General features: G+C 70.9%; 21 protein-coding genes and 2 riboswitches. Of the genes, 11 read left to right on the top strand and 10 right to left on the bottom strand.

Going from position 1 to position 25,516, the window contains the following annotated elements; translation table 11 throughout:
• Positions 1-4: 4 nt before the first annotated feature.
• A complete protein-coding gene (locus tag ACSGDB_RS15370; protein ID WP_434995807.1) occupies positions 5-1,144 on the bottom strand; it encodes an ABC transporter permease in 1,140 nt (379 codons plus the stop codon).
• A complete protein-coding gene (locus ACSGDB_RS15365) occupies positions 1,141-2,073 on the bottom strand; it encodes an ABC transporter ATP-binding protein (protein WP_434995806.1) in 933 nt (310 codons plus the stop codon). The genes ACSGDB_RS15370 and ACSGDB_RS15365 overlap by 4 nt, the downstream gene beginning before the upstream one ends.
• A gap of 205 nt (positions 2,074-2,278) precedes the next feature.
• Here ACSGDB_RS15365 and ACSGDB_RS15360 point away from each other — a divergent pair, with 205 nt between their 5' ends.
• On the top strand, positions 2,279-3,568 hold the full coding sequence (locus ACSGDB_RS15360) for an aspartate kinase (RefSeq protein ID WP_434995804.1): 1,290 nt from the start codon (positions 2,279-2,281) through the stop codon (positions 3,566-3,568).
• A 187-nt stretch (positions 3,569-3,755) separates the two neighbouring features.
• Here ACSGDB_RS15360 and ACSGDB_RS15355 read toward each other — a convergent pair whose 3' ends face one another.
• Entirely contained in the window at positions 3,756-6,923 is a 3,168-nt protein-coding gene (locus ACSGDB_RS15355) for a S8 family peptidase (RefSeq protein ID WP_434995803.1), read from the bottom strand.
• 220 nt (positions 6,924-7,143) lie between these two features.
• On the opposite strand from ACSGDB_RS15355, the gene ACSGDB_RS15350 reads away from it, so the two are divergent.
• The 5 genes from ACSGDB_RS15350 to purL all read left to right on the top strand — a co-directional run bounded on the left by ACSGDB_RS15350 (position 7,144) and on the right by purL (position 12,350).
• Complete coding sequence (locus ACSGDB_RS15350) at positions 7,144-8,025, top strand: 3-methyladenine DNA glycosylase (RefSeq protein WP_434995801.1); 882 nt, start codon at positions 7,144-7,146, stop codon at positions 8,023-8,025.
• A 189-nt stretch (positions 8,026-8,214) separates the two neighbouring features.
• On the top strand, positions 8,215-8,799 hold the full coding sequence (locus tag ACSGDB_RS15345) for an SSI family serine proteinase inhibitor (protein WP_434995799.1): 585 nt from the start codon (positions 8,215-8,217) through the stop codon (positions 8,797-8,799).
• Positions 8,800-8,994: 195 nt separating this feature from the next.
• Positions 8,995-9,255, top strand: coding sequence for a phosphoribosylformylglycinamidine synthase subunit PurS (gene purS / locus ACSGDB_RS15340; RefSeq protein ID WP_434995798.1), 261 nt, complete (start codon positions 8,995-8,997; stop codon positions 9,253-9,255).
• Positions 9,252-10,049 carry a phosphoribosylformylglycinamidine synthase subunit PurQ gene (gene purQ, locus ACSGDB_RS15335; protein WP_434995796.1) on the top strand — a complete coding sequence of 266 codons (798 nt, stop codon included), beginning with the start codon at positions 9,252-9,254 and terminating at the stop codon, positions 10,047-10,049. Before purS ends, purQ begins: the two co-directional genes overlap by 4 nt.
• Positions 10,050-12,350 carry a phosphoribosylformylglycinamidine synthase subunit PurL gene (gene purL, locus ACSGDB_RS15330; RefSeq protein WP_434995795.1) on the top strand — a complete coding sequence of 767 codons (2,301 nt, stop codon included), beginning with the start codon at positions 10,050-10,052 and terminating at the stop codon, positions 12,348-12,350.
• 387 nt (positions 12,351-12,737) lie between these two features.
• Here the strand turns inward: purL and ACSGDB_RS15325 are convergent, their stop codons facing one another.
• The 4 genes from ACSGDB_RS15325 to ACSGDB_RS15310 form a co-directional block, all read right to left on the bottom strand.
• Complete coding sequence (locus ACSGDB_RS15325) at positions 12,738-13,448, bottom strand: class F sortase (RefSeq protein WP_434995794.1); 711 nt, start codon at positions 13,446-13,448, stop codon at positions 12,738-12,740.
• Positions 13,449-13,543: 95 nt separating this feature from the next.
• The gene (locus ACSGDB_RS15320) at positions 13,544-14,461 is read right to left on the bottom strand and encodes a hypothetical protein (RefSeq protein ID WP_434995793.1); all 918 of its coding nucleotides are present in this window, start codon (positions 14,459-14,461) and stop codon (positions 13,544-13,546) included.
• 454 nt (positions 14,462-14,915) lie between these two features.
• Positions 14,916-16,319: an acetamidase/formamidase family protein gene (locus tag ACSGDB_RS15315; protein WP_434995791.1), complete on the bottom strand. Its 1,404-nt coding sequence runs from the start codon at positions 16,317-16,319 to the stop codon at positions 14,916-14,918.
• Positions 16,320-16,652: 333 nt separating this feature from the next.
• Complete coding sequence (locus ACSGDB_RS15310; protein WP_434995790.1) at positions 16,653-17,216, bottom strand: DUF1990 family protein; 564 nt, start codon at positions 17,214-17,216, stop codon at positions 16,653-16,655.
• A gap of 171 nt (positions 17,217-17,387) precedes the next feature.
• Here ACSGDB_RS15310 and ACSGDB_RS15305 point away from each other — a divergent pair, with 171 nt between their 5' ends.
• Positions 17,388-18,230, top strand: coding sequence for a DUF1206 domain-containing protein (locus tag ACSGDB_RS15305; protein WP_434995788.1), 843 nt, complete (start codon positions 17,388-17,390; stop codon positions 18,228-18,230).
• 3 nt (positions 18,231-18,233) lie between these two features.
• On the opposite strand, the gene ACSGDB_RS15300 is transcribed toward ACSGDB_RS15305, so the two are convergent.
• The gene (locus tag ACSGDB_RS15300; protein ID WP_434995786.1) at positions 18,234-18,650 is read right to left on the bottom strand and encodes a CoA-binding protein; all 417 of its coding nucleotides are present in this window, start codon (positions 18,648-18,650) and stop codon (positions 18,234-18,236) included.
• A gap of 256 nt (positions 18,651-18,906) precedes the next feature.
• Between ACSGDB_RS15300 and ACSGDB_RS15295 the strand changes: the two genes are divergently transcribed.
• From ACSGDB_RS15295 to acs, 4 genes are all read left to right on the top strand, one after another.
• On the top strand, positions 18,907-19,722 hold the full coding sequence (locus ACSGDB_RS15295; protein WP_434995784.1) for an ABC transporter ATP-binding protein: 816 nt from the start codon (positions 18,907-18,909) through the stop codon (positions 19,720-19,722).
• A gap of 83 nt (positions 19,723-19,805) precedes the next feature.
• The gene (locus ACSGDB_RS15290; RefSeq protein WP_434995783.1) at positions 19,806-20,843 is read left to right on the top strand and encodes an aliphatic sulfonate ABC transporter substrate-binding protein; all 1,038 of its coding nucleotides are present in this window, start codon (positions 19,806-19,808) and stop codon (positions 20,841-20,843) included.
• The gene (locus tag ACSGDB_RS15285; protein ID WP_434995782.1) at positions 20,840-21,706 is read left to right on the top strand and encodes an ABC transporter permease; all 867 of its coding nucleotides are present in this window, start codon (positions 20,840-20,842) and stop codon (positions 21,704-21,706) included. The genes ACSGDB_RS15290 and ACSGDB_RS15285 overlap by 4 nt, the downstream gene beginning before the upstream one ends.
• Positions 21,703-23,682, top strand: coding sequence for an acetate--CoA ligase (gene acs / locus ACSGDB_RS15280; RefSeq protein WP_434995780.1), 1,980 nt, complete (start codon positions 21,703-21,705; stop codon positions 23,680-23,682). Before ACSGDB_RS15285 ends, acs begins: the two co-directional genes overlap by 4 nt.
• Positions 23,683-23,771: 89 nt before the next feature.
• Here acs and ACSGDB_RS15275 read toward each other — a convergent pair whose 3' ends face one another.
• Together ACSGDB_RS15275 and ACSGDB_RS15270 are read right to left on the bottom strand one after the other, a co-directional pair.
• The gene (locus tag ACSGDB_RS15275) at positions 23,772-24,707 is read right to left on the bottom strand and encodes a LysM peptidoglycan-binding domain-containing protein (RefSeq protein WP_434995777.1); all 936 of its coding nucleotides are present in this window, start codon (positions 24,705-24,707) and stop codon (positions 23,772-23,774) included.
• 5 nt (positions 24,708-24,712) lie between these two features.
• A riboswitch (cyclic di-AMP (ydaO/yuaA leader) is annotated at positions 24,713-24,892 on the bottom strand.
• Between the two features lie 119 nt (positions 24,893-25,011).
• On the bottom strand, positions 25,012-25,242 hold the full coding sequence (locus ACSGDB_RS15270; protein WP_434995775.1) for a hypothetical protein: 231 nt from the start codon (positions 25,240-25,242) through the stop codon (positions 25,012-25,014).
• A 121-nt stretch (positions 25,243-25,363) separates the two neighbouring features.
• A riboswitch (SAM riboswitch) is annotated at positions 25,364-25,468 on the top strand.
• The last annotated feature ends 48 nt before the right edge of the window (positions 25,469-25,516 follow it).

Below are 25,516 nucleotides of genomic sequence, written 5' to 3'. Positions count from 1 at the left end.
CCCTTCAGGCGATCCGTGTCCCCCGCGCCAGGCGCCCGGCCGGCATCGTCAGCCTCCTGCGGGCGGCCACCAGGAGCGCGGTCGCCAGGACCAGCTGGATCCCCAGCCCCAGCGGCCAGATCGGGGTCTCCCGCGGGAGCGGCCGAAGCGCCTGGGCGGTCTCCTCGCAGGTCTGGTCGGTGTCGGGCCCGGCCTGCGCCGAGCGCACCCCCTGGCTGATCGTCTCCATGACGCCCGGCGTGTAGTACGGCCCGGTGGCGGGACCGTAGGGGTCCGGCGCCCCCGGCCCCGGCAGGTCCTCGACGCTGTAGGGCACGGCGTCCGCGACCACGACGAACGGATTCGCTGCCAGGATCCAGGTGATGTACTGCGTGTCCGGCACCTCCGACTGATAGGTCTGCGTCACGCATTCCAGTTGAGCCCCTGGCTCGGGCGCGCCCATGCTGTCGAGGCTGCCCTCCGGATAGGTGTAGTAGGAGGACCTGATCGTCCGCTCCTCCATCACCAGCAGGGTGCTCAGTCCGAAGACGATCACCGTGCCGACGGTCAGCAGGGCCACCAGCATGTAGGTGCTGACGATCGAGAAGAGGGGCCGGTTGGCGAGCGCCGAGACGCCCACCCCGATCGCGCAGACGATGCCGAGTTCCACCGCCAGCATCAGGAGCGAGACCACTGCCTCCTGACCGTTGACACCGCCGAGCGCCAGCGCCCAGAGGATGAAGGGCGTGCCGAGGACGAGGAACGCGAGGGATCCCGCCCAGGACGCCAGCCACTTCCCCGCGAGCAGCTGTCCCGGCGTCAGCAGGGTGACCTGCAGGATCGCCAGGGTCCCGCCGGCGCGGTCACCGTTGACGGCGTTCGCCGAGAGCCCGGGAGAGACCAGGAGCCCGAAGAGGAGGACGAAGCCGACGATCAGGTCGAAGAGGATCCCGCCCTCGTTGTCGGTGGTTCCGAGCACGCCGAGGCCGAGGACGAAGATGAAGCCGATCACCGCGAACCAGATGCCGAGCATCCAGTACCAGCCCCGGCCCCGCAACCGTTGCTTCATCTCGAGGGTGAACACGGTGCGGACCGCGGTCGGGAAGGGCAGCGAGGTCGGGGTTCGCACGTGATCAGGGGTCGAGGGTTCGGTCACTGTGCTCATCGTCGGTCCGTATCCAGGCTCATGTAGGTCTCTTCGAGCGCACCGCCGGCGGGTGCGAAGGCGGTGACGACGACGTCGGCCATCACCAGGGTGCGCAGCAGCCAGGAGGCCTCCGCGGTGCTGCCGAGCTGGACGAGGAATTCCTCGCGCCGCGAGTCGAGGCGCGCCTCGAAACGGATGCCGTGGCTCTGCAGGGCCGCCGCGAGGGAGTCCATCGGCTCGGCCTGGATGTAGTACCGGCGTGTCTGCACGCCCGCCTCGTCGAGTGTCTGGCTCTTCACCGACTGCCCGCGGCTGATGAAGACGGCGCGGTCGGCGATCTCGTCGAGCTCCGACAGGACATGGCTCGAGACGACGACGGTCTTGCCCTCGGCTGCGAGGGAGCGCAGGAGCGACCGCAGGTCCACCCGCGACCCGGGGTCGAGACCCGACGCCGGCTCGTCCAGGAGCAGCACCTGGGGGTCATGGATCAGGGCACGGGCCAGGCTGAGACGCTGCTGCTGCCCGCGGGAGAGGACCCGTGCCGGCCGGTCGCCGAACTCGGTGAGCTTCACGGCCTCCAGGAGTTCGACGGCCCGCCGGGTCCTGTCCGGGCGGCTCATCCCGTAGAGCGCGCCGATCGACGCCAGCACCTCCCGGGCGGTCAGCGCTTCCCACGCCCCGAGGGTGTCCGGCATCCAGCCGACCCTGCTGCGCACCTCCCCCGGCTGCGCGACGGGATCGAAGCCCGCCACACGGACGCTGCCGAGATCGGGAGCCAGCAGGCTCGCCATCATCAGCAGCAGGGTCGTCTTGCCGGAGCCGTTCGGACCGATCAGAGCGGTCACTTCCCCGGGCGGAGCCTCGAAATCGATGTCGCGGACGGCCTGCACCGAGCCGAAGCTCCGCGCGACCCCCTCGACGACGATTCCCCCATATTCGTCGGTCATGCTCCGACCCTAGGCGATGCGGGAGCCCGTGGCCCGGACGCCGCGACGTTCTTATTGCGACGCCGACTTTGAGCGGACGATTCCCCCGCCGCTACACTGGCACGGGCGTGGGATCAGGATCCCCGCCCAGGCGCCGACGCTGCCGCCCGTTCCCGCAAGCACGGCCGGCTGACGCCGCCGTCCTCCTTCTCCAGTGAGTGAGTGCATGAGCCTCATAGTCCAGAAATTCGGCGGATCCTCGGTGGCCGACGCCGACGGGATCAAGCGCGTCGCTCAGCGGGTCGTCGACACCCAGGCCGCGGGCCACCAGGTGGTCGTCGTCGTCTCCGCCATGGGTGACAGCACGGACGAACTGCTGGACCTCGCCGACCAGGTGAGCCCGGCGTCGTCGGACGCGCGCGAGATGGACATGCTCCTGAGCGCGGGCGAGCGCATCTCCATGGCCCTCCTGGCGATGGCGATCCACGCGGCCGGCGCCTCCGCGCAGTCCTTCACCGGCAGCCAGGCCGGCATGATCACGGATGCCATCCACGGCAAGGCGCGGATCATCGACGTCTCCCCGCACCGCATCCGCACGGCCATCGAGAAGGGCGACGTCGCGATCGTCGCCGGTTTCCAGGGCATGAGCCGCGACAGCAACGACATCACGACCCTCGGCCGCGGCGGATCGGACACCACCGCCGTCGCCCTCGCCGCCGCGCTCGATGCTGACGTCTGCGAGATCTACACGGACGTGGACGGCGTCTACACCGCCGATCCCCGGGTGGTCGCGTCGGCGCAGAAGATCGACACGATCTCGAGCGAGGAGATGCTCGAGATGGCGGCGTCGGGTGCCAAGATCCTGCACCTGCGGTGCGTCGAGTACGCCCGCCGCTTCGGCGTCCCCCTGCACGTCCGCTCGTCCTTCAGCCACAACGAGGGCACCTGGGTGCTGCCCAGCCCCGACGACCAGATCAAGATTCAAGAGGGAGAACCCTTGGAACAGCCCATCATCTCCGGCGTCGCGCACGACCGCTCCGAAGCGAAGGTCACGGTGGTCGGCGTACCCGACATCCCCGGCAAGGCGGCCGAGATCTTCGGGATCGTCGCCGGCGCGAACACGAACATCGACATGATCGTGCAGAACGTCTCCACGCACGGGTCGGGCCGCACGGACATCTCGTTCACCCTCCCGATCGTCGACGGCGCCGAGGCACTCGCCGCGCTCGACGCCGCCCGGGACCGCGTCGGCTTCGAATCGGTCGACTACAACGAGAAGATCGGCAAGCTCTCGCTGATCGGCGCGGGCATGCGGTCGAACCCCGGCGTCTCCTACCGCTTCTTCCGCGCCCTGTCCGACGCCGGCGTAAACATCGACATGATCTCGACGTCGGAGATCCGCATCTCCGTCGTCACCGGCGCGGAGTTGCTCGACACCGCGGTGCGCGCCGTGCACGCCGCGTTCGAGCTCGACGGAGAGACCACCGCGACCGTGTACGCCGGGACCGGCCGCTAGACACCCCCGGGACGCCCTTCCGGGCGGCGTCCGCCCACCGGCTGCGGGCCTGGAGTGGGAATGTTCGAACATTCCCACTCCACGACCTCGCGCGGTGGGTCGGCGCGCATCGACGGACGGACGCCGGACAGGCAGAAGGCCGGTGGATCAGGGATCCACCGGCCTTCTGCCTGTTCTTCAGGGGGTGTTACTTGTTCCCGGTGGGGGTGATGGCCTCCCGGGGTCCGGTGAGGAGCTTGTCCGCCGGGCTGACGGCAGGGAGCTCCGCGGCCGGCTCGGCCGTCGCGGTGCCCTGGCCGTCGACGACGACCGTCACGTAGGTCACGGCCGAGGATCCGGCGTAGGTCACGCGGCCCACATAGGAGCCGGGCTCCAGGCCCGTCCAGGCGAGGGTGACCTTGCCCGTGCTGCCGTTCGCGAGGGCGAGCGGGTTCGGGGTCAGCGTCGCGTTGTCCTCGGTACCGCTGAGGACCGTGGCGTCGATGGTACCGGCGGTCGGCGCGTTCCCGGTGCTGGCGTACAGGTTGGCGATGATCCGGTAGTTGCCGGGTGCCGGGTTCTCGAGGGTGATGGTCTCGCTGGCATCCGCCGTCGCCACCTGGGTGAGGGTGCCGGCCGGCGTGATCAGGAACATGTCGAAGTCCGCGGACGGGTCGCTGGAGAGCACCGAGAACCGGGCGATCGGGGCGCCGGCCGGGACGGTGACGTCCTTGACGGCGTTGGAGGCGTTGTTCGCGTTGGCGAGGTCACCGGGGGTCAGGTTGATCGCCGTGGTGTCGGCCTTGCCGAGGCCCTGCAGCGTCATCGGGATGGGGGTGTTGGTGCCCGAGGTGACGTCGAAGGTGCCGCTGCCGTCAGGACCGGTGGAGGCGAAGGACGCCTCGGCCGGAGCCTTGACGGCCTGCGGGCGGACGGCCACGGGTGAGGTGACGGTCTTGCCCTGGCCGGACCACGTGAGGGACCCGCCGGCGAACGTGCCGAACGGGGCGCTCTGGTTCTCGAAGGAGACCTTGAAGGTCCGCTTCTCGCCGGGTGCACTGAAGTTCAGGACCTCCGGAGTGACGGTGACCTTCACGCCGGGGACGTTCGCCGTCGCGCGGTAGAGGCCGGGGGTGACGGCGGTGACCGTGCGGGTGACCTCCATGCGTCCGGTCAGGTTGCCCAGGGCGAAGGACGGCACATTGGTGTCCTTGGCGGCGACCGGCTCGATGCCCTCGACGCCGAGGTCGACGCCCGTGCCCTGGATGAAGCGGAGGTAGTCGTCCGTCGTCTGGTCGTAGACCAGTCCGGGGCTGAGGACGGTCGCCGGGTTGATGTGCCCGGCGCCGACGGCGAGGACGTCGGTCTCGACGCCGCCGGTGGCGGTCTTCAGCGGGTAGGCGGTGGTCATCATGGCCGACTTCACGGTGGCCGGGGACCAGGCGGGGTTCTTGGCGAGGACCAGCGCGGCGAAGCCTGCGACGTGCGGCGAGGCCATGGAGGTGCCCGAGAGGAACCCGAACTGCGCACCCTTGGACCCGATGGTGGAGACGCCCGCGAGGACGGCCACGCCGGGAGCCGTGATGTCAGGCTTGAGCAGGTCCGAGTCGGTGGCCAGCAGCGGGCCGCGCGAGGAGAACCCGGCGATCTGCGGCGTGGGAGGCAGGGGCTTGCCCGTGGTGTCCGTGGGCTGCAGGGCGACGGTGATCGACGGGTTCGCCGCGACCTTCGCCTTGAGCTCGAGGGCCTCGGGGGCGTTGACGTGCACGGTGGGCACGACGTGCTGGTCGGTGTCCGTCGAGGAGTCGACGAGGTTGACGAGGATCATGCCCACGCCTCCGCCGCGCTTGACCTCGTCGCTCTTCGCGGTGCGGTCGACGACGCCGCGGTCGCAGACCACGATCTTGCCCGCGACCTTCGCGGGATCGAGGGTGTTGGGGCCGCACAGGCTCGGGCTGGCCGCGCCTGCCGCCGCCACGTTCGCCGCGAGGACGACGGGACTGGCGGGAACGCCGGCGCGCATGATCGAGGCACCGCGGTACTTGGTGCCGTCCGAGAACTCGGCGGTGCCCTGCAGCTCGTAGTTGAAGGTGCTCGCGGCGACGGTGGTCATCCACGGGGCACCGTGGTTCACCGTGCTGGCGGTGGGGCCCGAGTTGCCTGCCGAGGCGGCGACGAAGATGCCGGCGGAGGTGGCCGACAGGAACGCCAGGGACACGGGGTCCGTCGTCGTCGTCGTGCTGCCGGAGATCGAGTAGTTCAGCACATCCACGCCGTCGAGGATGGCCTTGTTGATGGCGTCGACCGACGCGGAGGAGTAGCAGCCACCCGTGTTGGGGTTCGTGTCCTCCCAGCAGGTCTTGTAGACCGAGATCTTAGCCTCGGGGGCCACGCCGGAGGAGACACCGAAGTCCCGGCCGTCGACGGTCTGGGTGACGCCGGCGTTGCCGGCGGCGGTGCTGGCGGTGTGGGTGCCGTGGTTGTCGATGTCCACGGGGGAGAGGACTTCCTGGGGTGCGCGGTTCTCGGCGGGCACGCTCGCGATGAAGGCATCGGCGAAGTACTGCGCGGAGACGACCTTCGAATTGCAGAGGCTGCCGTCGAACCCCTGGCCGACCTGGCAGTCGCCGACGAACGTGGTGCCGTCGGCCTTCAGCATGGCGATCTTGCCGGCGGCGTCGCGGTAGGGCTCGCCCACCTTGGGCTTGGAGTTGCCGGGGAGGGGCTTGACGGGCTTGCCGGCGAAGAAGGGGTTGTCGGGGGCGTAGCCGGTGTCGATCACGCCGACGACCGTCCCCTTGCCCGCGTTCTTCTTGCCGCCGAACTGGGTCTTCCAGGCTCCCTTGTTGCCGTCGAGGCCGAGGAAGTCGATGGTGGAGTAGTCCGGGGCGTTCTCGACGTCCGGCGCGACCATGAGGACCTCGTCGCTCTTGGCGAGCTCGACGGCCTGGTCGGCGCTGAGGTCAGCGGCGAATCCGTTGATCGCCGCGGTGTAGGAGCGGTCGACCTCGATGTTGCCCTCGGCGGCGACCTCCTGCTGCTTGGCCTCGAGGAACGTCGAGTACTGCTGGACGTTCTTCGCCTGCGCGTCGAGCTTCTTGCCCGGCTGGGGCTTCGTCGGGGCGATCCCCTGCACGCCGCCCTCGTAGGTGGCCACCGGCTTGTCGGCGAGCACCACGATGTACTTGCCGGCCGGGTACTGCGCCGGATCCAGGTTCTTGGCGGGCGCCTTCTGCGGCGTCACCGACGTCGCCGGGGCCGCGAAAGCAGCGGGCGCCACGGCCGTCGACGAGACCAGTAGTGGCAGACCCAGAACGATCGCCGCGGCCGCGCGCAGACCAGCGCGCCCCTGCCCGGCATTTCTCCGTTGTGTCATAGGAAGGTAGTGCCTCTCGTGAAAAGTGCGGGCCGGCCGAAGCCCTCCCCCGGTGCCGCGGTCTCCCGTATGGGACCCCACCCCTGTGATTCCGCTCACAGACGCCACGGCGAGCACAAACTTACCCGAGGCAACACAGCCCCCACCAGACGGATCGCGGCGCGTCACCCAGAAATTTCACAGGCTCTTTACCAGACATGGTCGGGGTGATAATGGAACAATGCCCCTCGCCCCGACCCGCCTCGCCGAGGACGCCTGGCAGGACCGCGAGCAGCAGCACCAGGAACGCGTGGCCCGCTTCGCGGAGCCCTACCTCGACAGGCGGTCGCGCGGGGTGCGGCACCCGGTGGAGGATTTCCTCTTCACCTACTACAACCAGAAGCCGGGCCAGCTCATGCGGTGGCACCCGGGCGCCGCCGTCGTCCTGACGGGACCGGCCGCGCTCGGGCGCGCCGCCTGGAAGTACTACGCGGCCGACGACGACGGGGTGCGGGTGGACGCCGAGCGCTTCGCCGTCGAGCGGCGCGACGCCGTCGACTTCGCCCGCGTGATCCTCGCCCGGACGGCCGCGCGGCCCGCGCAGTTCGGCTGCTTCGGGCTGCACGAGTGGGCGATGGCGTACCGGTCGGCCGTCAACGGCGTGCGCCACGACTACCTGCAGCTGCGTCTCGGCGCGGACGGCACCGACGGCGTCGTCGACTCCGCGCGGATCCGCTGCACGCACTTCGACGCCTTCCGGTTCTACACCCCGGAGGCCGTGCCTCTCAACGAGCACACGCCCACGCGCGGGGCGCAGCGGGACCTCGAGCAACCGGGCTGCCTGCACGCCAACATGGACCTCTACAAGTGGGCGTACAAGCTCACACCGCTCCTGCCCAGCGAGATCGTCATGGACTGCTTCGAGCTGTCCTGGCGGATCCGGACGATGGACATGCGGGCCTCCCCCTACGACCTGGCCGACTGGGGGTACACGCCGATCGCGATCGAGACGGCCGAGGGCAAGGCCGAGTACGTCCGGCTGCAACGCGGCTTCGCCGAGGAGTCGCAGGCGCTCCGCCGCCGGCTCCTCGACCTGCTCGACGCCGCGCTGGACGCTCCCTAGCGGCTCGGGCTCCCTCCCGGCGCTCCCTCTCGGCGCTCCGTCACAGCGCTCCCGTCGCTGATCCCTCCGGTGATCCCTCCCGGCGCTCCGTCACAGCGCTCCGTCACGGGGCGGCCGGGACGTCGCGCCGTCGTCCCTCGTTGTCCTACCGCCAGCCGTTACGCTGGGAAGCCAGCCAAAGGGGACGCCATGACCAGCACCGAACCGACACCGACGTCCCGTCGGGTGCGCGGAACCGCGCGGCGCGTCCTGCTCCCCCTCGCCGCCCTCGCCCTCGCCCTGTCCGCCTGCGGCCAGGGCGAGCCGGCCACCGAGCCCGATGAACAGGAGACCGCTGTGCAGTCCTCCACCCCCTCGTCCACGCCGGACGACAGCGCCGCCCCCGGTCCGGCACCCTCGGGCCCACCGGCGTCCGCGGCGCCCTCGGATGCCTCGACGAACGCCCTGCTGACCATCTCCGTCCGGCAGGACGACTCCTCCGACCCCGTGCAGTACGTCCTCGAATGCGTCGACGGCGCCCCCGGACCGGCCTCCACGCACCCGGACGCCGACGTCGCCTGCGCGGCCCTCGCGCGGCTCGGCACGGCCTTCTTCACCGCGCGCCCGAACAAGGACGTGGTCTGCACCCAGCAGTACGGCGGCCCGCAGACCGCGAGCATCACCGGGGAATTGAACGGGACTCCGGTGCTGGGATCGTTCGCGCTGACAGACGGCTGCCAGATCGCACGATGGAACAGTGCGAAGGACCTGCTGGGGGCGCCGGGAGCGCAGTAGGTCGGGCCGCGACGCCGTCGGGGACGCACGTGCAGCACGGCCCGCGCGGGTCGGCGCGGAATCCCCGCTAGACTTGGACCGCAAGCTCGCGGAGCGCCGGTATCGACCCAGATGCGGCGTGAGACGGCACTTCCGGGCCACTGCATTTAATGCTGGAACCCCCAGCACTTGCCGCTCACGCACAGGAGTTGCCGGATGCCCCGGATCGTTGTCGACGTCATGCCCAAGCCCGAGATCCTCGACCCGCAGGGTAAGGCGATCGCCGGAGCACTCCCCCGGATCGGCCTCACCGGCTTCGCCGGCGTCCGCCAGGGCAAGCGTTTCGAACTGACCGTGGACGGTGACGTCACGGAGGAGATCCTCGAGCAGGCCCGCCACGCCGCCACCACGCTGCTCTCCAACCCGGTCATCGAGGACGTCACGCGCGTGGAGGTCATCGAGGAGGAAGGCCAGTGACCGCCTCCAGCCTCGAGACCCCGCTCATCGGCGGCCCCCAGCCCCTCGCCGACGGCGGCGATGACCGTGCGCTCGACGGCGCGAGGGTCGGCGTCGTCACGTTCCCCGGGTCGCTCGACGACCGCGACGCCGTGCGCGCCGTGCGCCTCGCGGGAGGGAGCTCCGTCCCGCTGTGGCACGGCGACCACGACCTGCAGGGCGTCGACGCCGTCATCATCCCCGGCGGTTTCTCCTACGGGGACTACCTCCGCGCCGGCGCCATCTCCCGCTTCGCGCCGCTCATGGAGCAGATCACCGCCGCGGCCTCGGGCGGCTCGGACGCCCTCCCCGTGCTCGGGATCTGCAACGGGTTCCAGGTCCTCACCGAGGCACACCTGCTGCCCGGCTCCATGATCAAGAACAACCACCTCCACTTTCTCTGCCGTGACCAGCGCCTGCGCGTCGAGAACGCCGGCACCTCCTGGACCTCCGACTACGCGGACGGCGAGGAGATCGTCATCCCGCTGAAGAACCAGGACGGGCAGTTCGTCGCCGACAACCGCACCCTCGACGAGCTCGAGGGCGAGGGCCGCGTGGTCTTCCGCTACGTCGACGGCAACCCGAACGGCTCGCGCCGCGACATCGCCGGCATCTCGAACATCGCGGGCAACGTCGTCGGGCTCATGCCGCACCCCGAGCACGCGGTCGAGGCGGGCTTCGGTCCCGACTCCTCCGCGCGCGGCGACGTCGGGGTCCGTGGCGGCACCGACGGACTCGGCATCTTCACCTCGGTACTCAAGAAACTGGTGGGCTAAGTGACTGCAGAGACGACGTCCCGGTCGTTCAACATCGACACCGTCGCGAACGCGGAGGCCACCCCCGGCCAGGCGCTCCCCTGGGCGGAACTCGGCCTCAAGGAGAACGAGTACCGGCGGGTCGAGGAGATCCTCGGGCGCCGGCCCACGGCCGCCGAGCTCGCCATGTACTCGGTGATGTGGAGCGAGCACTGCTCCTACAAGTCCTCCAAGGTGCACCTGCGGCAGTTCGGCGAGAAGGTCACCGACGCCATGAAGGAGCATCTCCTCGTAGGCATCGGCGAGAACGCCGGCGTCGTCGACATCGGGGACGGCTGGGCCGTGACGTTCAAGGTGGAGAGCCACAACCACCCGTCCTTCGTCGAGCCCTACCAGGGCGCAGCCACGGGCGTCGGCGGGATCGTCCGCGACATCATCTCGATGGGCGCGCGCCCGGTCGCCGTCATGGATCCGCTGCGCTTCGGCGCCATCGACCACCCCGACACCGCGCGCCTGGTGCACGGGATCGTCGCGGGCATCGGCGGCTACGGTAATTCGCTCGGCCTGCCGAACATCGGCGGCGAGGTGGTCTTCGACGCCGTCTACCAGGGCAACCCGCTGGTCAACGCCCTCGCGGTCGGTGTGCTGCGCCACGAGGACATCCGGCTCGCCAACGCGTCCGGCGCCGGCAACCGGGTGGTCCTCTTCGGGGCCCGCACCGGGGGCGACGGCATCGGCGGCGCCTCAGTGCTGGCCTCCGAGTCCTTCGACTCCTCGAAGCCGTCCAAGCGCCCCGCCGTCCAGGTGGGCGACCCGTTCGCCGAGAAGGTGCTCATCGAGTGCTGCCTCGAACTGTTCAAGGCCTCCGTGGTGGAGGGCATCCAGGACCTCGGCGCGGCCGGCATCTCCTGCGCGACGTCGGAGCTCGCCTCCAACGGCGACGGCGGCATGCACGTGGAGCTCACCAACGTGCTGCTCCGCGACCCCTCTCTCACCCCCGGCGAGATCCTGATGTCGGAATCGCAGGAGCGCATGATGGCGGTCGTGACGCCCGAGAACGTGGAGGCGTTCGAGGCGATCATGGACAAGTGGGCCGTGGAGTACTCCTGGCTCGGCGAGGTCACCGACACCGGCCGGCTCATCATCGAGTGGGACGGCGAGAAGATCGTCGACGTCGACCCCCGCACGGTCGCCCACGAGGGTCCCGTCTACGAGCGTCCGTACCACCGCCCCGTGTGGCTCGACGGCGTCCAGGCCGATGCCTTCACCGCCTCCTCCGCCGCCGAGCGGCCCGACGACCTGCGCGAGGCCGTCCTGGAACTCATGGCGTCGCCCAACATGTGTGCGAAGAACTGGGTCACCGACCAGTTCGACCGCTACGTGCAGGGCAACACCGCCCTCGCCATGCCCGACGACGCCGGTGTGGTCCGGGTCGACGAGGAGACCGGACTCGGCATCGCGGTCTCCACCGACGCGAACGGCCGCTACTCCTACCTGAACCCCTACGAGGGGGCGCGCCTGGCGCTCGCCGAGGCGTACCGGAACGTGGCGACGTCGGGCGCCGACCCGCTCGCCGTCACCGACTGCCTGAACTTCGGCTCCCCCGAGGACCCCGAGGTGATGTGGCAGTTCGCCGAGACCGTCCGCGGCCTCGCCGACGCCTGCCAGGAGCTCGGCGTGCCCGTGACGGGCGGCAACGTCTCGCTCTACAACCAGACCGGCGGCGTCGCCATCCACCCCACCCCGGTGGTCGGCGTGCTCGGCGTGTTCGACGACGTCGCCCGGCGGACGCCGTCGGGCTGGCGTGAGGACGGCCAGGCCATCTACCTGCTGGGCACCACGGCGGACGAACTGGACGGCTCCGAGTGGGCCAACCTGCGCGGGCACCTCGGCGGGCAGCCTCCGGCACTGGACCTCGCCGCCGAGAAGACGCTCGCGGCGATCCTCGTCAACTGCTCGCGGGACGGCATGATCGACGGCGCCCACGACCTCTCCGAGGGCGGCCTCGCGGCGGGCCTGAGCGAGATGGCACTGCGCTTCGGCGTCGGTGCGCGGATCGGGCTGGACGAGCTGTGTGAGCGTGACGGCATCGACGCGTTCACCGCGCTGTTCAGCGAGAGCCAGGCCCGCGCCGTCGTCAGCGTCCCGCGCTCCGAGGAGGTCCGCTTCAACGACATGTGCACGGCGCGGAACTTCCCCACCCTCCGCATCGGCGTGGTGGACACGGAGAACCAGGCCCTCGACGTGCAGGGCTACTTCGCGCTGCCGCTGGACATGCTGCGTGAGGCCCACGAGGGGACGCTCCCGAAGCACTTCGGCTGACCAAATCGGGGCCCCGGTCGGGACCGCCGCGGCGGGTGCGCAAACCCGGTGCGGCGTTCCCCCGGATCGGGGCCGATGCCCCGGCTCTGCGGCAGTGCGGCTGACCCGGGCGGGGCCGCCGCGGCGGGTGCGCAAACCCGGTGCGGCGTTCCCCCGGATCGGGGCCGATGCCCCGGCTCTGCGGCGGAGCGGCTGACCCGGTCGGGACCGCCGCGGCGGGTGGGCAAACCCGGTGCGGCGTTCCCCCGGATCGGGGCCGATGCCCCGGCTCTGCGGCAGTGCGGCTGATGCGGCCTGCCCGGACGCGACGCCGGGCCTCGGGTCCAGGGAGCGGTCGGGGCTGGACGAGTCTACGGACCACCCCATCGGTCCGTCGCCGGAATAGCCTCAAGCGGTCTTGGGCATCGCCGTGACGACGACGTTCTTGCCCCACGGGTCCTCGGTGTAGCAGCTGATGAGGACCACGCGGTTCGGAACGATGTTCCAGATGTCGCTGTCCTTCAGCGTGTCCTTGTCGTGGGTGGTCACCGAGTCGACGACGTAGGTGAGGTCGCCCGTCTCGACGGTGAGCGTGAACTCCGCACCCACCAGCGATTCGTCGCTCAGGGCGTTGAACGGGGCGTCCTTGCCGTCCCAGCTGTGCCCCGCGATGTAGGTGGTGTTGTTCGACCCGGCCCCGGGGATCCCGTAGGACGTCAGCCAGTAGGCGTCGATGGTGAGCGGCGGGACGAGGGTCTGCGCGGCGAGGTCGGCGTCACTCGGCGTGAGCGGCAGGACCGCCATGTCGATCTTCGCTGCGGGGAAGGACAACCCGGTGGGCTTCGCTGCGGCGGGACCGGGCACCGGGACGGGCGCCGGCGGCGGGACAGTCGCCACCGCGGAGGGCGCGGACGACGGCGCGGGGGTCGCGACGGCCGACAGCGTGCTCGACGACGCCGGGGCGCCGGAGGACGACGGCGGCAGGACCCCGACGGCAAGGGCGAGCCCTGCGGCGGCGATCAGGGGCAACGCCATCCAGCGTTTGGCGAAGGGGCGGCGCTGCTGCGCGGAGGCGCCCTGCAGGTCGGAGGCTTCGTCGGGCATCCGGGGCTGTTCCATGGCTGCGCTGTCCTGAGCTCGAAATCGGATGATGCACCGTTCCGGCCCGAAGCCGCGGTCTCTCGACCATGACTCCGGACCGGGGCGGCAGGGTGCTAGCGCTGCGCGCGCTCGAGGCGACGCATACGGGCAGCGGTGACCGCGGGAACCGCGACCCCGAGGGCCAGCAGCGCGGCAATGAGGGTCACAGCCGCACTGTTGTCCTCGGCCACGACGGCCGTCTGGACATTCAGACCCTTGTTCGTGCCGGTCGGCGCGGTGACGACGGCACCCGGTGCAACCGGCGCGACGACGGGGGCGACCGGCGTGACGCCCTGTCCGGCCGGGACGACGGGTGCAGGGGCAACGGGTGCCGGGTCGACGCCGATGGCATTGGCGTCGCAGGCGGCGAGGAATGCCTTGAACAGGCCGAGGAGCTCCTCCGCGAGGGCTTCGTTCCCGCTGAGCTGCATCAGGAGTTCCTGCGCCGCGGCGTCAGCTTCAGCGAACAGGTCTTCGGCTGCCTGCACCTCGGCGGTGTAGGTCACCTCGTCGTATGTGACCGCAGCGGCCTCGACGAGGTTGAGCGCCTCGGCCTGGGCTGCCAGGGCGAGGGTCAGCTCGTTCTGTGCGGCGACGACCTCCTCGTCTTCCAGGTTCCCCTCCGCGGCCGCGACCGCGGCGTCGTAGTTCACCTGCGCTGTCCCGGCGAGCGTTACTGCAGCGTCGTAGTCCACTTCGGCGTCGAGCAGTGCACCCTCGGCTTCCAGAGCGGCCGGCGAGCTCAGGGCAGCCACAGTGACCGCCTCGAGGTTCGCCGCAGCTTCCACGACAGCCGCCGTCGCCAGTTCGAACTGGTTGACGAAGCTGACATCGACACCGGCGAGGCCGAGGGCCGCATTGAACTGGGTGGACGCCTGCAGGCACGCGGCGTCACCGGGTGCGGCCGAGGCCATCGGAGCGCCGAGGAAGAGTCCACCGGCGAGAAGGGTAGCCGTCGAACCGGCGGCAACCCACTTCTTGGTACTGATCATGTATGCGCGTCTCCTGAACACGTAGTTTCCCCCGGGCCATCCCCGACGGCGCAGCTTGCGGCCCCACACGCAAGCAGCGCCCTCGACGAGGGCGCCGCGAACAAGATCGCTATGATCCGCTGATCGTCGTCAGAGCATGAGCCACAGAATGCTGTGACTTCTCTGAACGATCGCTGTAAGCACCAACCTAGGTCTGTTGTGTAACTCAAGCAATGAAACTGGTAATCGGTTCATATCACGTTTCGGTATCGATCCACGTGCGGGCCCGAAGCGGTCGGGACCGCCGCGGCGGGTGCTCGGACCCGCGGGGGCGTTCCCCCGGATCGGGGCCGCAGGCCCGGGTCCGGCCGGCCTCGCAGGAGACGGCGACCGGACCCGGACGGGGAGGAAGGGGCGACGTCGTCGGGTCCGGCACCCGCTGATCCGGCCGGCCGAAGTGACGCGGGGGCGCCGCTCAGCCGAAGTGCGCCTTCGAGATCAGCCCGTGCACCCCGACCGTCCGGTCGACGACCTGCGAGACCGCGAAGTCCGCCGCGGCCGAGAGGTAGGCGTACGCCACTGCACGATCCATGCCGCGATCCTGCTGCAGGAAGTCGAGGGCATTGATGATCGCGCGGCGCATGGCGACGTTCAGGTCTCCCGAAACGCCACCGCCGGCCAGCCCGTCCGGGTCGGACAGGCCGATGGGGATCCAGGCGTCCTTGGTCTCGCCGAAGGGATAGGAGTACGCGACCGAAGGAGCATCGCCCGAACCAGGCTTGCACACCGTCAGCCGGAAGGTCCCCCGCAGCGAGCCCTCCATCGCCGTGAGCGCCACCTCGCCGTCGCCCATGCCCATGTGCGGATCGCCGACGTAGAAGAGCGCTCCCGGGGCCTTCACTGGGAGATAGAAGGTGGATCCTGCGCCGAGATGGCGGATGTCGATGTTGCCTCCCCCGAGCGTCGGCGGCACGGAGTTCGCCTCCGGCGCCGTGAGGCCGTCGGCGTCGGCGAAGGCGACGCCCATCATCCCCATGAAGGGCCGCAGCGGGAACCGGACGGTCAGGTCACCGCTGGTCATCACGCCCTTGCCCTTCTCGATCCGTGTGAACACCGAGACGTTGCCGTAGTCCGACGGGATGCCCGACGCGCGGTTGTCCGTGGCCACCGGCGGCATGACCTCGTCGAGGGTGATCCCGGCCGGCGGCGTGGGGCCGGGCTGCACCGCGAGACCGCCCTTCCCGTGCCGGCTGGACACCACCCCGTAGGGCACTCGGGGGACCGCCTCGAGGGTCTCGACCTTCAGGACATCGCCGGGCTCGGCACCCTCCACCGCGATCGGGCCGGTGACGATGTGCGGACCGTCGACGTCGAAGCGGCGTTCCGTCCTCCGGTAACCTGCCGCGATGTCGACGGCGTCGTCCAGGACCGACGACCGATCGACCCCGAGCGCACCGAAATACTCCAGCGGGTCACGCCCCTGATCTTCGAGGATCCCCTCGTGCGAGAGGGCGTCGATGGTGACCGTCCTTCCGGACCGGATCGTCATGACGGGCGCCGCGTTCACGGTGGGTACATAGCCCCAAAGGACCTCGTCGGGGGTGGAGGGGAGGTAATGGTCACCACGGATCCGGCCCCGCGCGGGCTGCAGGACGTCGATGGGCGCCTTCCCCGCGGAGCCGGCACCGGGCGTACCGGCGGACGTGCCCGACGCATCGGTGCCCCGGCCTGGTCCGTGGCCCGTGGCCATCGCGGGCGCCGCTCCCGCGACCGATGCGGCCGAGAGCGCGCCGAGAGCGGCAACCACGCCCATGAAGTTCCGCCTGCCCAATCCGTCCGTCAACACCTCGGCAGCTTCCTGCCCTACTACGTCCGCCATGCTGGGTCCTCTCCGGGTCGTGGGACTCCTCAAGCTAGCGGCGCGGCGTTACGGGCCCGTTTCGGTTCCGATACGGCCGGAAGGCCGTTGCGGCGGGGTGGGAGAGCGACGCTGGAAGCACCTCCGGCGAACCGCCGCGGCGGGTGCCCCAACCCGTGGGGGCGTTCCTCCGGATCGAGGCCGCCGCGGCGGGCGCCCCAACCCGTGGGGGCGTTCCACCGGATCGAGGCCGCCGCGGCGGCCGCCCGGGTGCAGGCCGCGGCGGGTGCCCGGGTACAGGCCGCGATGCGCCGGGGGAACGGGTGCCCGCCGCGACGCGCGTGGCAGGAGACGCTAGACGCCCGCGAGCTCCCGCGCGGCCTTCACGTACCGCGACAGGACGTACCGCTGCGTCAGCCGGGTCACCGGCGCCGCGAGCCGGTAGAGGAGGCTCGACGGCACGCTGTAGGCGGAGCAGCGGAACAGCAGCCGGTCATCGGCCGTCAGCTCGGCGTAGAACCCCTCCTCGCCCCGTACCGGGTGACCGGGCAGCGTGCCGTAGCCGAACCCGCCGCGCTGGCCCGAGACCGCCCGGCCCGCGCCGTCGAGCTGCGGCGCCCGCGACCAGAGGACCCTGCACGGCGCCTTGATCCGCGCGGGGCCGACCCCGAATCCGGAGACCACGCGGACACCGGGAGCCGCGCGCCCGGCGTCGGCCTCCATGGTGAGCCCGGCACGGCGGTGCAGCTCCCACGCCAGGATGCCCTCCGTCAGGGCGATGAAGGCTGCGGAAGGATTGTCGGCGGGGATCTCGTGGGACTCCACCATCACGGTGTAGCCGGCCGGCCATCCGCCCTCGAGGGATTCCGGGAAGGGCCGGTCCGTCGCGCCGCGCTCCTCGTACGTGAACTCTTCCATGCGTGCCTCTGTCCCTTGATGCCCGTCAGGGCCCGGATCTGAACAGGCCCGATCCCAACCTAGCGGGCGGGCGGGCAAAGATCGGCGAGCAGTGGCAGGATGAGGGTCCAGACCGGCCCGGACGCACCCATGACGTCCGCCCCGCCGATCGACGAGGGAGGCGGGCACACCATGGCATCAGGGACAGGCACACCGGGCAGGGACGCGGCGGACAAGGCGTCCGACGCCGCCGAGGACGCCTCGAACTCCAAGGGACTGGAGGTCGCCGCCCGTGCCGGCTATATCGCCGCGGGAATCCTGCACATCCTGATCGGCGTCATCGCCCTCGGCCTGGCGCGCGGCGGCTCCGGTGAGGCCGACCAGAGCGGGGCGATCGGGCAGCTGGCCGGCAACCCGGGCGGCATCGTGCTCCTGTGGTTCTGCTTCGTCGGCTGCATCGCCCTCGCGCTGTTCCAGCTCAGCGAGGTGTTCTTCGGCGCGAGGACGCTCAGCGGCAAGGACAAGCTGAAGGCCCAGGCCAAGAGCGGCGGGCAGGCGGCGGTGTACGCCGCGATCGGCGTGACCTTCGGGCAGTACGCCCTGGGCGGGTCCAGCGACAGCAGCAGCAGTGCGAGCTCGCTGAGCGCCTCCCTCATGTCCAACCCGGCGGGAGCGGCTCTCCTCCTCGCCGTCGGCATCGGCATCCTCGTGGTCGGCGGATACTTCGTCAACAGCGGCGCTACCCGGCACTTCCTCAAGAACCTCGCGGGCCTCCCCCGGGGACGGACCGGCAGCGCCGTCGTGCTGCTCGGGATGGTGGGGTACATCGCGAAGGGCTTCGCCCTCGGGGTCCTCGGCGTCCTCGTCATCGTCGCCACGGTCACCAACAACCCCGAGCAGTCCACCGGGCTCGACGGCGCCCTGAAGTCACTGCGCGATCAGCCGTTCGGCGTGTGGATCCTCGGCGCCGTGGCCCTGGGCCTCATGGCCTACGGCGTCTTCATGGTCGTGCGCTCCAGGTACCAGCGCATGTAGGCGTCAGAGGCCCAGCGCCGGCGCCTCCATCGCGGGACACGTGTCCATGACGACGTCGAGCCCTGCCTCCGCCGCGCGGCGGGCGGCGTCCTCGTCGATCACGCCGAGCTGCAGCCACACCGCCTTCGCGCCCACCGCGATGGCCTGATCCACGACGGCACCCACCTTGGACGAGTTCACGAAACAGTCGACGACGTCGATCGGCCCCGGGATGTCCGCGAGCCGGGTGTAGCCCTGCCTGCCGTGGACGTCGTCGCCCTTCAGGCTCACGGGGACGATCTCCATCCCGAGCCGGTCCTGGAGGAACAGTGCCACGCCGACGGCGGCACGGCGCGGGTTGTTCGACAGGCCCACCACCGCCCACCGTCCGTGCTCGGTCAGGAGCTTCCTGATGACCTGCGGATCGTTCTGGTGCGCCACGGTGCCTCCCGGTGTGTCCTGCCATTGTTACAGCGTTTGTTACACGCCCCATTTTGCTCCCCCGGCACCCCGGGCGTTTCATAGGAGTGACCATCCCGAGCGGCCGAGAGACCTGGATCAGTGAAGCCGCAGCAACCCTGGTCGTCCGCATCCCCCTGATGCCGGACGATATCGAGGTTCGAGCCAAGGGAACCACCGGCCACGGTGGCGAAGGCTCGGTCCGTAGGGTGCTACCGCCAGGACCGATGGAGACACCATGACCGCAGTTCTGGCACCCGGCAGCACCCAACCCCACCACAAACAGGCCCTCGGCGTCCGCTTCGCCGGGCTCGGGCGCAGCTTCGGCCCGTCCGCCAACCGGCGCACCGTCCTCCGGGACGTCACCGTGGACGTGGAGCCCGGCGAGATCCTCGCCATCCTCGGCACGAGCGGCTGCGGCAAGTCCACCCTGCTCCGCGCGGCCGCCGGTCTCGACATCCCCGACAGCGGGCAGGTCCTGATCGACGGCACCCCCGTGACCGGCATCGACGAGCGTTGCGCCGTCGCCTTCCAGGAGCCCCGGCTGCTGCCGTGGCACACCCTGCAGGCGAACGTGGCGATCGGGCTCCCGAAGTCCTCGAGCGCCAGCGCCGGCAAGGCGAAGGTCCTCGAACTGCTGAAGCTCGTGGGGCTCGACACGTTCGCGAAGCACCGCCCCCGCGAGGTCTCCGGCGGCATGGCCCAGCGGACGTCGCTCGCGCGCGCCCTGGCCCGCAACCCCGGCGTCCTGCTCCTGGACGAGCCGTTCGGCGCGCTCGACGCCCTCACCCGCATCCGCATGCAGGACCTCCTCCTGGACATCCACCGAGCGCAGCCCACCACGGTGCTGCTGGTCACGCACGACGTCGACGAGGCCCTCCAGCTGGCCGACCGCATCCTCGTGCTCGGCCGCGGGAACGACGACGGACCGGAGGGCTCCACCATCGCGGAGCTCGTCACCGTGCCCGGCGACCGCCCGCGCAACCGCAACTCCGCGGACCTCGGCGCCCTCCGCAGCACCCTGCTGTCGATGCTCGGCGTCACCGGGCACTGACCCCACCTCCCCTCCGCAGCGCCGTCGTACCGTGCTGACGCCCTGCCCACGTCCCCTGCCATCCGCCCGATCGAAGGACTCCCATGAACCGCCACGCCCTCCTGCCGACCCTCGCCCTCGCCACCGCCCTCTCGCTCGGCCTCAGCGGCTGCCTCGCCGGGGAGAACGCCTCCGACACGCAGGCCGCCTCCGACGGCGGGACGCAGGGTGGCACCCTCACCCTCGACTTCGCGACGTACAACCCGCTGAGCCTCGTCATCAAGGAGCAGGGCTGGCTCGAGGAGGAGCTCGCCGACCAGGACATCACGGTGGAGTGGGTGCAGTCCGCCGGGTCCAACAAGGCCAACGAGGCGCTGCGGGCCGGGGCGATCGACGTCGGCTCCACCGCCGGGTCGGCCGCGCTGCTCGCCCGCTCCAACGGATCCCCGATCAGGACGATCGACATCTACTCGCAGCCGGAATGGGCGGCCCTCGTGACGCTCCCGGACTCCGGCATCACGAGCGTCGAGGACCTGCGCGGCAAGTCCGTCGCGGCGACCCGCGGAACGGACCCGTACTTCTTCCTCCTGCAGGCGCTCGAGGCCGCCGGCGTGGACCAGTCCGAAGTCACGATCCAGAACCTGCAGCACGCCGACGGCCGCGCGGCGCTCTCCAGCGGCGCCGTGGACGCCTGGTCCGGCCTGGACCCGATCATGGCCGCGGCCGAGCAGGACGGCGCCGAACTCTTCTTCCGCGACATCGACTTCAACACCTACGGCTTCCTCAACGCCACGGAGGACTTCCTCGCGGAGAAGCCCGACGTCGCCCAGACCGTCGTGAACGCCTACGAGAAGGCGCGGGAGTGGGCGAAGGAGAACCCGGAGGAGACCGCCGCCATCCTCGCCGAGGTCGCCGCGATCGATCCGGCGATCGCCGAATCGGTCATCATCGACCGCACGAACCTCGACGTCGACGCCGCGCCGGGTGACGCCCAGCGCAGCGTCCTCGAGAAGATCGGCCCCGTGTTCGTCGAGACCGGCGACGTGCAGAGCCAGGAGCAGATCGACGACGCCCTCGACTCCCTGTTCGACGCCTCGCTGGTCGAGAACGCCGACCCGGCGTCCATCGGCTCCGATTCATGAGCCCGGGCCACCTGACCGGGCGCAGCGCCGTCCCCGTGAGCGCCCAGGGCCTGGACGCGGCCGAAGCGCCGGTGCCCGGAACGCCGGCGGGTCCGGCACGGGGCAGGACGGCCCGGCGCACCGGCGTCGTCCTGCTCGGGCTCGTCGTCCCGGCGCTGATCCTGCTGGCCTGGCACGTCAGCACGGCCTCGGGGTTCTTCCGCCCGTCGCAGCTTCCCTCGCCGGCGTCGGTCCTCGCGGCCGCCGTCGACCTCGTGGAGCGCGGGCAGCTCGCGACCCACATCCTCATCTCCACGCAGCGCGTGGTCCTCGGCTTCGTCATCGGGTCCCTGCTCGGCGTGCTGGCCGGAGCCCTGCTGGGCCTGTCCCGCCTCGCGGACGTCCTGCTGACCCCGACCGTGGGCGCACTGCGCGCCGTCCCGTCCCTTGCATGGGTCCCGCTGCTGGTCCTGTGGATCGGCATCAACGAGGACTCGAAGGTCACCCTGATCAGCATCGGGGCCTTCTTCCCCGTCTTCACCACGCTCTACCTCGGCCTGCGGCACGTGGACCGCAACCTCGTCGAGGCCGCGCGGGCGTTCGGGCTGGGTGGCCTCCGCCTGCTGACCACGGTGCAGCTGCCCGCCGTCGTCCCGGCCCTGTTCTCCGGCCTCCGGCTGGCCCTCGCCCAGTCCTGGCTGTTCCTCGTGGCGGCCGAGCTCATCGCCTCGTCCATGGGGCTGGGCTTCCTGCTCACGGACTCCCAGCAGACGGGGCGCGTGGACCGCATCCTCCTCGCGATCATCCTGCTGGCGGTCATCGGCAAGACGACGGACGCCCTCCTCGGCGTCGCCGAACGCCGGGCGGTGCGACGGTGGGCATGAACACGGTGGGCGTGAAGGCAGCGGCCGCCGACGCGGGCGTGGCACCCGGAGCAGGGACGACGACGGACGGCCCCGACGCCGCCGGGGAGGAGGCCGCACGCCTCGCGTTCTGGGCGGACCAGGCCGCCCGGCTCGACTGGGACACCCCCTGGCACACCGTGCACTCCTTCGAGCGGGCGCTGCCGCAGGCGGACGGGACGCTCAGCGTCCCGTCCATCGAGTGGTTCTCCGGCGGCACCCTCAACGTCGCGGCGAACTGCGTGGACCGGCACGTCCGGGCCGGGCGCGGCGGGAAGGCCGCCCTCCACTTCGAGGGCGAGCCCGGCGACCGCCGCACCGTCACCTACGCGGAACTGCAGGACGAGGTGTCGCGGGCCGCGAATGCCCTGCTCGCACTGGGCATCGGGACGGGTGACCGCGTGGTCGTCTACCTGCCGGTCCTCGTCGAGACGGTGGTCATCACGCTGGCGTGCGCCCGGATCGGCGCCGTCCACTCGCTGGTCTTCGGCGGATTCTCGGCGGAGGCGCTGCGCTTCCGCGTCGAGGACACGGGCGCCAAGCTGCTGGTCACCACCGACGGCCAGTTCCGCCGGGGCTCGGCCGTTCCCGTGAAGGACAACGCCGACGCCGCGGTGGCCGGGGAGAACGCCATCGAGCACGTCCTCGTGGTGCGCCGCACGGGGAGCGACGTCAGCTGGACCGAGGGGCGCGACGTGTGGTGGCACGACGTCGTCGACACCGCGTCACCGCACCACGAGCCGGAGGCGTTCGACGCCGAGACGCCCCTGTTCATCATGTACACCTCGGGTACCACCGGGAAGCCCAAGGGCCTGGTGCACACCTCCGGCGGGTACCTCACGCAGGCGTCATGGAGTTTCGAGCACCTCTTCAGCCATCCCGATCCGGCGTTGCGCGAGCGCGACGTGCACTGGTGCACCGCGGATCTCGCGTGGGTCACCGCGCACACCTACGAGCTGTACGGGCCGCTCTCGAACGGGGCCACCCAGGTGATCTACGAGGGTACGCCGAACACGCCCCATCCGGGACGTCACCTCGAGGTCGTCGAACGCTACGGCGTCACGAGCTACTACACCGCGCCCACGCTGGTCCGCTCGCTCATGGGCTGGTTCCCGGACGGCGTCCCGGGCTCCTACGACCTCTCGAGCATCCGCGTGCTCGGCACGGTGGGCGAGGCGGTCAACCCCGAGGCATGGCGCTGGTTCCGCCGGAACCTCGGCCGCGACGAGGTGCCCGTCGTCGACACCTGGTGGCAGTCGGAGACCGGCGCCACCGTGCTCTCCCCCAGCCCCGGCGACACGGACTTCAAGCCGGGGTGCGCGGCCCGCGCGCTGCCCGGTGTCAGCACGCGCATCGTCGACGAGGAGGGCGCCGCCGTCCCTCCGGGCGTGCAGGGCCTGATCGTCGTCGACCGCCACGGCCCGGCCATGGCGCGCACCGTCTGGGGAGACCCGCAGCGCTACCTCGACTCGTACTGGCGGACGTTCGCGGCGCAGGGCTGGTTCCTGGCCGGTGACGGCGCCCGGTACGACGACGACGGCGACACGTGGATCCTCGGCCGCGTCGACGACGTCATCAATGTCTCGGGCCACCGCCTGTCCACGATCGAGATCGAGTCGGCGCTCGTGGCCCATCCCCTCGTCACCGAGGCCGGCGCGTGCCCCGTCCCCGATCCCCTGACGGGTCACGCCATCGCGGCGTTCGTGGTGCTGGCTGCCGGCGCGGATCCGGACGGGGACGTCGCCTCGACGCTCCGCGCCCACGTCGCGGCCGCGATCGGGCCCATCGCGCGGCCGTCCGCGGTCGTCGTCGTCCCCGATGTGCCGAAGACGCGCTCCGGCAAGATCATGCGCCGCCTGCTGACGCAGCTCTACGAGGGCTCGGCGCTCGGTGACACCACGTCCCTGCAGAACGAGGGATGCATCCCGGGCATCCAGGACGTGCTGGCGCGCCGCTGACACGGTGGCCGGAGAGGCGTTAAAAGAAGGAAGCGGCAGGTGCCCCGTCCAAGCACCTGCCGCTTCCCGCGTGTGGTTCGTTCCGGTATTTAGCCAGCAACCCGGACGAAAGTGGCTCCCGGAAGATCCGAGAGGGGGTGCTGCATGGTGAGGTTCCCACCGTTCATGCCGCTGCTGATGACCTGGCCGCCGCCGGCGTAGATGGCGACGTGGCCGGCCGTGACGACGAGGTCACCCGGAGCCGGGGATCCGACCTGGGTGCCGTAGTTGAGGAACTGCGAGGGGCCGAGGTCGCCCACGGAGATCCCCGCGGCGCGCAGTGCCTTCTCGGCCAGGACGGTGCAGTCCTGGACGGCACCGGCGGCGAGCTGGGCCTGGGCGGAGGCGAGGATCGTACCGCCGACGCCGGAGGAGGAGGAAGCAACCGGGGTGATCTTGGCGGACAGCAGGTTCACGCTCGGTGCGGGAGCAGCGGGCGCGGCCGGGGCTACAGCCGCAGCCTGCTGGACCGGTGCCACAGGAGCAGCGGGAGCCACGAACGCGGCGGGGGCGGCCTGGGGGACGGCCACGGGCACGGACACGGTCCGGGCGGGAGCCGTCGCGGCGCCCGTCGGGATGGTGACGGTGTCGCCCGGGAAGATGATGGAGGAGACGGACAGGCCGTTCGCCGTGAGGACGGCGGTCAGGTCGGCGCCGTAGCGTGCCGAGATGGCGCCCAGGGTGTCGCCGGCGACGACGGTGTGCGTCGTGGAGGCGGCAGCGGGAGCAACGGGGGCTGCGACGGGAGCGACGGCGGCGGCCGGTGCTGCAACGGCGGCGGGGGCCGTCGTCGTGCTCTGCGTGGTGTACTCGCCGGCGTTGGCCGTGCCCACGGCGGTGAGGGCGAGGCCCGAGGTGACGGCGGCGATGGCGACGGGGCGGCCGACCGCGGTGGCGTGGGCCTTGGCGGCGCGGGACAGGCCCTGCAGCGCGAGATTGCTGTCGACGTCGGCACGGTGACGTGCGGAAGTGATGTTTCGTGACATGGTGTTGTACCTCTCCCATGCCTGCGGGGTGAGCTGTCGGGTTCGGATGGGAGTCACCCGGCCGCGCGCATCACCGATGGGTGATGCGGTGCGACTTAACCCCGAGGACGCCTGCAGGTTGCCCTGCGCGCCCGGTGGAACTGATGGTTCCCCCGTCCCTGCCTTCGTGGTTGCGAACGTGTCCCGGACGACGGCAGGGCTCGGCAATCCGTCCAGGAGCGCCCCACGGTCGCGGAGGCACTCGCCGACAATACCCAGCGCCTCGCCGATTTGTCACATTTGAGTAACGGGAGGTAGGGTGCGCTCACTCGCGCAGCGCCCGCCAGCGGCGGAGCGCCACGATCGTCCCCGCCGCGCTGAGCGCGAGCAGCACCGCCTGCTGCACGTGGAACCGTCCCAGGACCTCCGCTCCCGGGTCGCCGACGGCCACCAGGATGCTGCTCGCCAGCGTGAGCGTCAGGGCGGCGCCGACGCACCAGAGCGTCTGCCACAGCCTCCGGTCCTGCGCCCGGCTCGCCGATCTCCAATCCTCCATCCCTCCACCCTAGGCGCCGGCCGGAGCGCCCGCGCAGCCACGGCGGTCCGCAGCCCGCAAGGCCCACCTCATACGGGGACACATGGTTTGGTTCTGCGCCCGCCCGGTGTCAGACTCGACCCGACCATCCCGAGCGGCCGAGAGATCTGGCTCACTGACGCCGCAGCAACCCTGGCCTCCGCGTTCCCGCGGCGACATGAGGGTGCTACTGCCAGAACGATGGAGGAGACCATGAGCATCGCCACAGCCGCCTCCGGCCCCCACCCCGATGCCC

It is taken from the genome of Arthrobacter sp. Ld5 (genome assembly GCF_051172775.1).
In the GTDB taxonomy this organism is placed as follows: domain Bacteria; phylum Actinomycetota; class Actinomycetes; order Actinomycetales; family Micrococcaceae; genus Arthrobacter_D.
This window is presented reverse-complemented; position numbering and strand designations above follow the sequence as displayed.

Bases quoted from the DNA above. Each gene is read 5' to 3' on its own strand.
- ACSGDB_RS15350 (WP_434995801.1), top strand. From the start codon at position 7,144: ATGCCCCTCGCCCCGACCCGCCTCGCCGAGGACGCCTGGCAGGACCGC.
- ACSGDB_RS15285 (WP_434995782.1), top strand. From the start codon at position 20,840: ATGAGCCCGGGCCACCTGACCGGGCGCAGCGCCGTCCCCGTGAGCGCC.
- ACSGDB_RS15295 (WP_434995784.1), top strand. From the start codon at position 18,907: ATGACCGCAGTTCTGGCACCCGGCAGCACCCAACCCCACCACAAACAG.
- ACSGDB_RS15355 (WP_434995803.1), bottom strand. From the start codon at position 6,923: ATGACACAACGGAGAAATGCCGGGCAGGGGCGCGCTGGTCTGCGCGCG.
- ACSGDB_RS15290 (WP_434995783.1), top strand. From the start codon at position 19,806: ATGAACCGCCACGCCCTCCTGCCGACCCTCGCCCTCGCCACCGCCCTC.
- ACSGDB_RS15315 (WP_434995791.1), bottom strand. From the start codon at position 16,319: ATGGCGGACGTAGTAGGGCAGGAAGCTGCCGAGGTGTTGACGGACGGA.
- ACSGDB_RS15275 (WP_434995777.1), bottom strand. From the start codon at position 24,707: ATGTCACGAAACATCACTTCCGCACGTCACCGTGCCGACGTCGACAGC.
- ACSGDB_RS15320 (WP_434995793.1), bottom strand. From the start codon at position 14,461: ATGATCAGTACCAAGAAGTGGGTTGCCGCCGGTTCGACGGCTACCCTT.
- ACSGDB_RS15360 (WP_434995804.1), top strand. From the start codon at position 2,279: ATGAGCCTCATAGTCCAGAAATTCGGCGGATCCTCGGTGGCCGACGCC.
- acs (WP_434995780.1), top strand. From the start codon at position 21,703: ATGAACACGGTGGGCGTGAAGGCAGCGGCCGCCGACGCGGGCGTGGCA.
- ACSGDB_RS15345 (WP_434995799.1), top strand. From the start codon at position 8,215: ATGACCAGCACCGAACCGACACCGACGTCCCGTCGGGTGCGCGGAACC.
- purS (WP_434995798.1), top strand. From the start codon at position 8,995: ATGCCCCGGATCGTTGTCGACGTCATGCCCAAGCCCGAGATCCTCGAC.
- ACSGDB_RS15270 (WP_434995775.1), bottom strand. From the start codon at position 25,242: ATGGAGGATTGGAGATCGGCGAGCCGGGCGCAGGACCGGAGGCTGTGG.
- ACSGDB_RS15310 (WP_434995790.1), bottom strand. From the start codon at position 17,216: ATGGAAGAGTTCACGTACGAGGAGCGCGGCGCGACGGACCGGCCCTTC.
- ACSGDB_RS15305 (WP_434995788.1), top strand. From the start codon at position 17,388: ATGGCATCAGGGACAGGCACACCGGGCAGGGACGCGGCGGACAAGGCG.
- ACSGDB_RS15325 (WP_434995794.1), bottom strand. From the start codon at position 13,448: ATGGAACAGCCCCGGATGCCCGACGAAGCCTCCGACCTGCAGGGCGCC.
- ACSGDB_RS15370 (WP_434995807.1), bottom strand. From the start codon at position 1,144: ATGAGCACAGTGACCGAACCCTCGACCCCTGATCACGTGCGAACCCCG.
- ACSGDB_RS15365 (WP_434995806.1), bottom strand. From the start codon at position 2,073: ATGACCGACGAATATGGGGGAATCGTCGTCGAGGGGGTCGCGCGGAGC.